Source organism: Streptococcus infantis (assembly GCF_047464615.1).
Lineage (GTDB): Bacteria > Bacillota > Bacilli > Lactobacillales > Streptococcaceae > Streptococcus > Streptococcus infantis_Y.
Genome location: NZ_JASHBO010000030.1, coordinates 1 through 6,973 on the forward strand (window position 1 = coordinate 1; position 6,973 = coordinate 6,973).

Below are 6,973 nucleotides of genomic sequence, written 5' to 3' on the forward strand. Positions count from 1 at the left end.
GGATAGGAAATATCCCTTTTTATTTTTCTCAAATTCAGATTTTGGTATAGATTAGTAGATGATGAGACAAACTATTTTTTAAAAGAGAAAAAGACAAACGCCAAAAATGACGTTTGTCTTCGTTCTGAAAGGAGCTGAGCTCCTTTTTTGATTAATAAGTTCCCTCTTCACCTTGACTTGTCAAGATTACAGGCCCATCTTTAGTAATAACAAACTGATGCTCATACTGACATGACAGTCCACCATCGATTGTTTTATGTGCCCAGCCTGTTTTCATATCTGTATCGATTTCCCAATCACCTGTATTGATCATAGGCTCAATGGTTAATACCATGCCTTCACGAAGGCGGAGACCACGACCTGCGATACCATAGTTAGGCACCATTGGTTCTTCATGCATAGTTGGACCAACACCGTGTCCTACAAGATCACGAACAACTCCGTAACCACGACTTTCAGCATATTCCTGAATAGCAGCTCCAATATCTCCAATACGATTTCCTACAACAGCCTGCTCAATTCCCTTATACATAGCTTCTTTAGTAACATCCATCAAGTTTTTAACTTCTTCTGACGGTTTTCCAACAGCGTAAGCCCAACAAGAATCTGCCAAGCCGCCCGTAAAGTTTTGAGTATATTTTTTCATCTGCTCAACGTTGTTAAAATTGAGTTTAGAAACATTGAGGTCAGACTTAGCGATCGGCCCACCAAGAACCATATCTACCTTCAGCAAATCGCCTTCCTTCAAAATATAGTGGCGTGGAAAAGCATGGGCTACTTCGTCATTAAGCGAACAACAAGTTGCGTATGGATAATCCATCATTGCCCCATCAACACCAATTTGAAGAGGGAGGAAATTTTCTTCTTTACAACGACGACGCACATATTCTTCTACTTCCCACATATCTACACCTGGTTTGATGATGTCACGCAAACCGATGTGAATACTGGCAAGAAAATCGCCAGCCTTATCCATTGCTTCGATTTCTCTAGCTGATTTTAATGTAATCATGTTTTCTCCTAGTTTTAATTAATTTTTACAGTAACATTTGCTTTTGATACGATTTGATGATTGATATAAATATCATAGTCGATAATGGCTGACCTTCTCGTATGATGAATAATTCTAGCCTGAATTCGCAAGATATCATCAATCTGAACAGCTTGTAAAAAGTAAATCAACATCTGTTCAATGATGAGATTACGTCCGCTATTCACGACCAGATCCTGCGTCATATGGGTCAAAATTTCTGAAAGAACTCCATTTGCAAGGACTCCATTTTTTTCCAACATAAATGGTTCAACCGTAATGACAACTTCATCATGGTGGTAAGATAACTTCTGACCAACCTGTTCTGAAAATGTTGGTAATGCTGAAACTTGAGAGCGACTCATCTTTTCCATGACATCCCGTCTAGTAATAACACCAAGTAAAGTTTGATTACTTCTCACAACAGGCACCATTTCAAAGTCTTCAGCAATCATTCTCTGGCTAACATTAGCGATATTCGTCGCTAAACCAGTCATGTAGACTGTCCTTGTCATGACCTTATCTATCGTTGTACCAGGTGATTTATCTCCAGCATCACGCATAGTAACTACACCAACAACGACCTGATGCTGATTAATGACAGGAAAACGGCTCGTTCTATTCTTACGAACCAAGTCTAGATAATCTTTGACAGTATCCGTTTCCTGTAGAAATCCATATTCATGACTAGTACGATAGATTTTTTCAACCGTTAAAATATCTGTCTTAATCTGAACGTTAGACAAAGCTCTGTTGATCATAGTCGCAATTGTAAATGTATCATGTTTACTGCGCAATACTGGAATATTTTTTTTATTAGCATGGTTCAAAACATCTTCATGAACTTCAAATCCACCTGTTACCAAGACAGCATTTTCATTTTCAAGTGCTAATAACTGAATACGTGTTCGATCTCCTACGATAAGTAAGCCGCCATCATGAAGATAAGAAAGAATATTCTTTTCAGTCATCGCTCCAATGGAGAATTTACTAAATTCTCTATCCAATCCAGCTTGACCAGCTAAAACTTCTGAGCCTGTAACTTCTGCAATTTCTGCGAACGTTAATTTCTCAATAGCTACTTTTTTTGACTTTACACGTACTGTTCCACTTCGAGGACGTGTTTCAACAAGTCCCCTATTTTCAGCTTCTTTGATAGCCCGATATGCCGTACCATCACTTACTCCCAGTCGATTTGAAATACTACGAACACTGACACGCTTCCCAACTGGTAATTCTTCCAAGTAGGCTAATATTTCTTGGTGTTTACTCATTTAAATTTCCTTTTGTATAACGGAATTCTAGATAATCCCGCATCTTTCGGGTATAACGATCGCTACCTTTAAAACGACGATAAAGAACAAAATTTGATTTTTCTGCTACTTTCTGACTAGCAACATTTTCTAGATGTGTCACAATCGAAAGTTGCTTCAATGCAAACTCGTTCATGGATAAATCTCGTAATTTGGTAACTGCTTCAGTCATATAACCCTGAGACCAATAGTCTTTCTTTAAAAAATAGCCAATTTCAGCTTCTTTCTTAATTTCATCAAGTTTTTCAAACTTGATAGCTCCAATCATTCGTTGCTCTTTTTTATCACAAATAGCCCAAATCCCCAAAGGTGATTTCATAAAATAATTGGCAAGAGCATACTGACTTTCTTCAATACTTGCTTGTGCAGGAAAGATAAATTGAAGATTTTCAGGATCTGATGCAAGTTGATGAAAATCATTTACATCCGTAAAAAAGAAGGGACGGAAATATAAACGTTCCGTCTCATAGAAAGAAAATTTTGCTAATTTAGTCCAGATATTCATTGCAATCCTCAAAGTGCTAATCTTCGATTAGCTCAATATCTGCTCCAAGATTACGCAATTTTTCGATAATATTCGAGTAGCCTCGAAGGATGAATTCAACATTTGTAATCTCTGTTTTTCCTTCAGCCATCAAGCCAGCAATAACCAAGGCGGCTCCAGCACGTAGGTCTGTTGCTTTAACTTTTGCACCCTGCAAAGGATTTCCACCCTTATAAAGGATGTGGTCGTTTGTTGTTGAAATATCTGCATTCATTTTGGCTAATTCAAAAACATGGTTGACACGTTTTTCATAGATTGTATCGATCAATGTGCCACGACCTTCTGCTTTTAATAGCAAAGGAGTAATAGGCTGTTGAAGATCTGTTGCGAAACCTGGATAAGGAGCTGTTTTGATATTAACAGCCTTTAGATTTGTTTGCTCTTCGACGAAAATACTGTCTTCAGAAATAGTCATGTGAACACCCATTTCTTCAAGTTTAGCAATAAATCCTTCTAAATGCTCATAAAGTACATTATTAATTCGAATCCCATGACCTACTGCAGCTGCCATTGAAATATATGTCCCTGCTTCAATACGGTCTGGGATGACTTGGTGACGTGTTCCGTGCAAGCTATCCACACCATCGATTGTAATCATATCCGTACCTGCTCCACGAATGTGAGCTCCCATATTGTTTAATAATGTAGCCACATCAATGATTTCAGGTTCGCGAGCAGCATTTTCAATAACTGTTCGACCTTTAGCTTTTACTGCTGCTAGCATCGTATTGATTGTTGCACCAACACTAACAGTATCCATATAGATATGTGCACCATGTAGACTTGATCCTTGGGTTGAGAGATTCATATTATCTCCCTCGTAGGTTGTCTTAGCTCCCATAGCTTCAAATGCTTTTAAATGCAAATCAATCGGACGTGGTCCTAGGTCACACCCTCCAGGCAAACCTACAGTTGCTTCACCAAAACGTCCTAAAAGACTACCATAGAAATAATAAGACGCACGCAAGCTATTAATTTTACCATAAGGCATTGGTTTATTTTGAACACCACGAGGATCAATCTCAAGAACATCGTCATAACGCTTGACACTAGCTCCCATGATCTCCATAATCTCAATAAGACTAGCTACATCAGAGATGTCTGGAACACAATCCAAAATCACAACATCATCTGATAAAATAATGGCAGGAATCAAGGCAACGACACTATTTTTAGCGCCACTAATCGTAATTTCACCTTTCAATGGTCTCCCACCGTTAATGACAATTTTTTTCATTTTATACTCTTTCACTATTTATTAAGAAGGTCTCACCCTATATTATACCATATTTCTTACTAATAGCCAATCCTATAAAATAATTAAGCCCAGAACTATCATGATATTAAAGACGATAACTTTGTTTATATCAGTTGGAATTATCATACTTATCAAAGCTAGTAAAAATCCTCCTCACCTGTAATTTTAAGACTTGCAACAAAATTTTTACATAAAAATCATTCTGGGTACCAAAATGGGTATCAAAACAAAAAAACAGGCTCTATAATATTTGTAGTGGGTAAATCCCCTATGGATGTTATGGAGCCTATTTTGTTGTAGAAAACATACTAAGATTAGTAGTGAGAAAATCTACGACGGGAGAGAGTACTCACTACTTTTTCTTTATGTTAAAGTAGAGGTGTCTTGTAAAGTCGTAGGGCTCTTTGGCACTAGACGTCGCTTGACAAACTGGCAAGACACCTGTTTTAGGTGGAATTTGATCAAAGTATGTGGGACGCTAGACGTCGCGTATTGAAAATAAAATCACTAAAACACGGAATTATTCAAGACAAAAGAGGTAATATCATGCGTACAGTATTTGGGATTGATGTGAGTAAGGCAAGTTCTGAGGTGGCAATTTTAGTCAACGGTGAAAAGATTCATGGATACACTATGCTCAATGACGCCATTGGCTTCAATCGTCTTTTGAATGACTTGAAAACTGTTCATAACCCTGAGATTATATTTGAAGCTACTGGTGTCTATTCTCGGCATCTTCGAGCCTTTCTTGAGGAATACGGCTACGCTTATACACAGCTGAATCCTCTGGAAGCTAAGAAGCAACTGGACAGTCTGCGAGTTCGTAAAACAGACAAAATTGACGCTGAAAAGTTGGCTCATTCTCAGTTTATACTCAATCGTAAACCAACTTATGCGCAGGAAGAAGTTTATCAACACCTACGTGATTTAAGCCGTTTCTATCAAAATCTTACAGAAGACATTGTTAGAGCTAAAAACCGTCTACACAAGGTCTTACAAGTCACCTTTCCTGAATTGGAAAATCTCTTATCCACACCAACTGGAGAGCAATATTGGAATTTAGTGATGGCTTTTCCATGCAAGGAGTTTGTATTAAACCTATCTCAAAATGAATTGTGTAAGATTATCCGTCAATCTACCTCCAAACGAATCTCTGAAAAGCGTATTGCTTATCTGACTGATAAACTTATAAAACTCGCTAAACAATCTTTTTGTGCGATCAAGAAAATCTCCCCAATGCTTGAAGAGGTTCGTTACTATGCTCAAGAATTGCTTCGTCTTTCTGAGCACAGACAGGTTGTCTTAGACGACATGGTAGCTCTAGCTCAGCCTTTACCAGAGTATGACATCTTACGATCAATTCCTGGCATCGCAGAAACCACAGCGACATCTATCATTGGCGAATTGGGAGATATTCGTCGCTTTCAGTCTACCAATCAAATCAACGCTTTTATTGGCATTGACCTGAGACATTATGAATCTGGGAACTTTCTCGCCAAGGAACACATTACTAAGCGAGGTAATCCCTATGCCAGAAAAATCTTGTTCAAGTGCATTCATAACATCGCTTCAGCTAGTCATACCAATCCCTGCCATATCGCCGACTTTTATGAGAAACGAAAAAGACAATCGACAATAGCTTCAACCAAGCCACATGCGATTGCCTCTATACATCGTCTCATTCGAACAATGTATTACCTCATTACGCATAACAAACTTTACGATTACTCTTTGACCCAAAATCGATAAGGTCATCTATGCCGTATTATTATAACACCTTGTTTCAAAAAATACTAGATGAGGTGTTTTTTAGCGTGCCCTTTTATGGATCAATAAGTGGTAAAAATAAGACAGTAACCTCAGAATAGCTACTGTCTTATCTCTTTTTTTACTTAAAGCCCTTGATATACTTGACAAATGGTAGAAAAGAGCCCAAAAAGCGAACAATACTTGGAATTCCGTTTAACAAAATCCTAGCATTGTTCGCTTTCTTTATCTAAACATTCTTTTTATTTTATGACTAACACGATTCCCAGAACCAATCTAGTTTATCTTTACAATACAAAAGAATGAATAGTGATTGACTAAATTTTTAGTCTTCTTTTTTCTTTCCCAAAGCAAGTCCGAGACCACCTAGAATACCAAGAAGGCCTAGAGATGCAAGAGTCGCATTTGATTCAGTACCAGTATTTGGCAATACTTTTTGAGAATCATTTGACTTAGCTCCATTATCAATAGTAGCTGTAGTATCTTCGTGATTTACATTTGGATTAACTGCAACTTGTGTTACCTTACCTGGGGTTGTTACTGGAACTTCAACTGCTGGTTTACCTGGTTCTGTGATCTTACCTGTACCTGGGACATCTTTCTTAGGAAGTTTGTCATTTGGTACTTTACCTTTACCATCTTGACCGATTTCAACAGTGATTGGACCATCTTCACCTGGGATTTCTACCTTAGTTCCTGGTGGGAATGTTGAGCCATCTGGTTTCTTCGGTGTTACTGTAACGTCACCTGTCTTAGGATCTTGTTCAACATCTACTGTTGGTGTCTTTTGACCTGGTGTTGTTACATCCACTGGTTGTGATGGTTTCTTGTTCGGTTCGGTTACTGTTCCTGTACCTGGGACATCTTTCTTAGGAAGCTTGTCATTTGGTACTTCACCTGAGCCATTGTCGCCGATTGTGACTGTGATTGGTGTGTTGTTTTCACCTGGAATCACTACCTTGCTGCCTGATGGGTAAGTTGAACCATCTGGTTTCTTAGGCGTTACGACTGCATCACCATTTGGTTTGCGTGTAATTTCAATCTTACCTGGTTTTTCAGTT

At 38.3% G+C, this 6,973-nt stretch carries 6 protein-coding genes; 1 reads left to right on the forward strand and 5 read right to left on the reverse strand.

Features of this window, described 5'->3' with window-relative positions:
• Positions 1–151: 151 nt before the first annotated feature.
• Genes QM450_RS10385 through QM450_RS10400 form a run of 4 tightly spaced genes read right to left on the reverse strand, consistent with a single transcriptional unit; the run spans position 152 to position 4,124 of the window.
• On the reverse strand, positions 152–1,012 hold the full coding sequence (locus QM450_RS10385; RefSeq protein WP_045763436.1) for a methionyl aminopeptidase: 861 nt from the start codon (positions 1,010–1,012) through the stop codon (positions 152–154).
• Between the two features lie 14 nt (positions 1,013–1,026).
• Positions 1,027–2,304 carry a CBS-HotDog domain-containing transcription factor SpxR gene (spxR, locus tag QM450_RS10390; RefSeq protein ID WP_000033785.1) on the reverse strand — a complete coding sequence of 426 codons (1,278 nt, stop codon included), beginning with the start codon at positions 2,302–2,304 and terminating at the stop codon, positions 1,027–1,029.
• Positions 2,297–2,848 (reverse strand): GNAT family N-acetyltransferase, encoded by a 552-nt coding sequence (locus tag QM450_RS10395; RefSeq protein ID WP_371607861.1) that lies wholly within the window; start codon positions 2,846–2,848, stop codon positions 2,297–2,299. Before QM450_RS10395 ends, spxR begins: the two co-directional genes overlap by 8 nt.
• A 16-nt stretch (positions 2,849–2,864) precedes the next feature.
• Positions 2,865–4,124: a UDP-N-acetylglucosamine 1-carboxyvinyltransferase gene (locus tag QM450_RS10400; RefSeq protein WP_153224968.1), complete on the reverse strand. Its 1,260-nt coding sequence runs from the start codon at positions 4,122–4,124 to the stop codon at positions 2,865–2,867.
• Between the two features lie 567 nt (positions 4,125–4,691).
• On the opposite strand from QM450_RS10400, the gene QM450_RS10405 reads away from it, so the two are divergent.
• The gene (locus QM450_RS10405; protein WP_414320548.1) at positions 4,692–5,894 is read left to right on the forward strand and encodes an IS110 family transposase; all 1,203 of its coding nucleotides are present in this window, start codon (positions 4,692–4,694) and stop codon (positions 5,892–5,894) included.
• Between the two features lie 343 nt (positions 5,895–6,237).
• Here the strand turns inward: QM450_RS10405 and QM450_RS10410 are convergent.
• Positions 6,238–6,973, reverse strand: a 736-nt coding sequence (locus QM450_RS10410) for an LPXTG cell wall anchor domain-containing protein (protein WP_414320549.1), incomplete at its 5' end; no start/stop codon positions are given.

Bases quoted from the DNA above. Each gene is read 5' to 3' on its own strand.
- QM450_RS10385 (WP_045763436.1), bottom strand. From the start codon at position 1,012: ATGATTACATTAAAATCAGCTAGAGAAATCGAAGCAATGGATAAGGCT.
- spxR (WP_000033785.1), bottom strand. From the start codon at position 2,304: ATGAGTAAACACCAAGAAATATTAGCCTACTTGGAAGAATTACCAGTT.
- QM450_RS10395 (WP_371607861.1), bottom strand. From the start codon at position 2,848: ATGAATATCTGGACTAAATTAGCAAAATTTTCTTTCTATGAGACGGAA.
- QM450_RS10400 (WP_153224968.1), bottom strand. From the start codon at position 4,124: ATGAAAAAAATTGTCATTAACGGTGGGAGACCATTGAAAGGTGAAATT.
- QM450_RS10405 (WP_414320548.1), top strand. From the start codon at position 4,692: ATGCGTACAGTATTTGGGATTGATGTGAGTAAGGCAAGTTCTGAGGTG.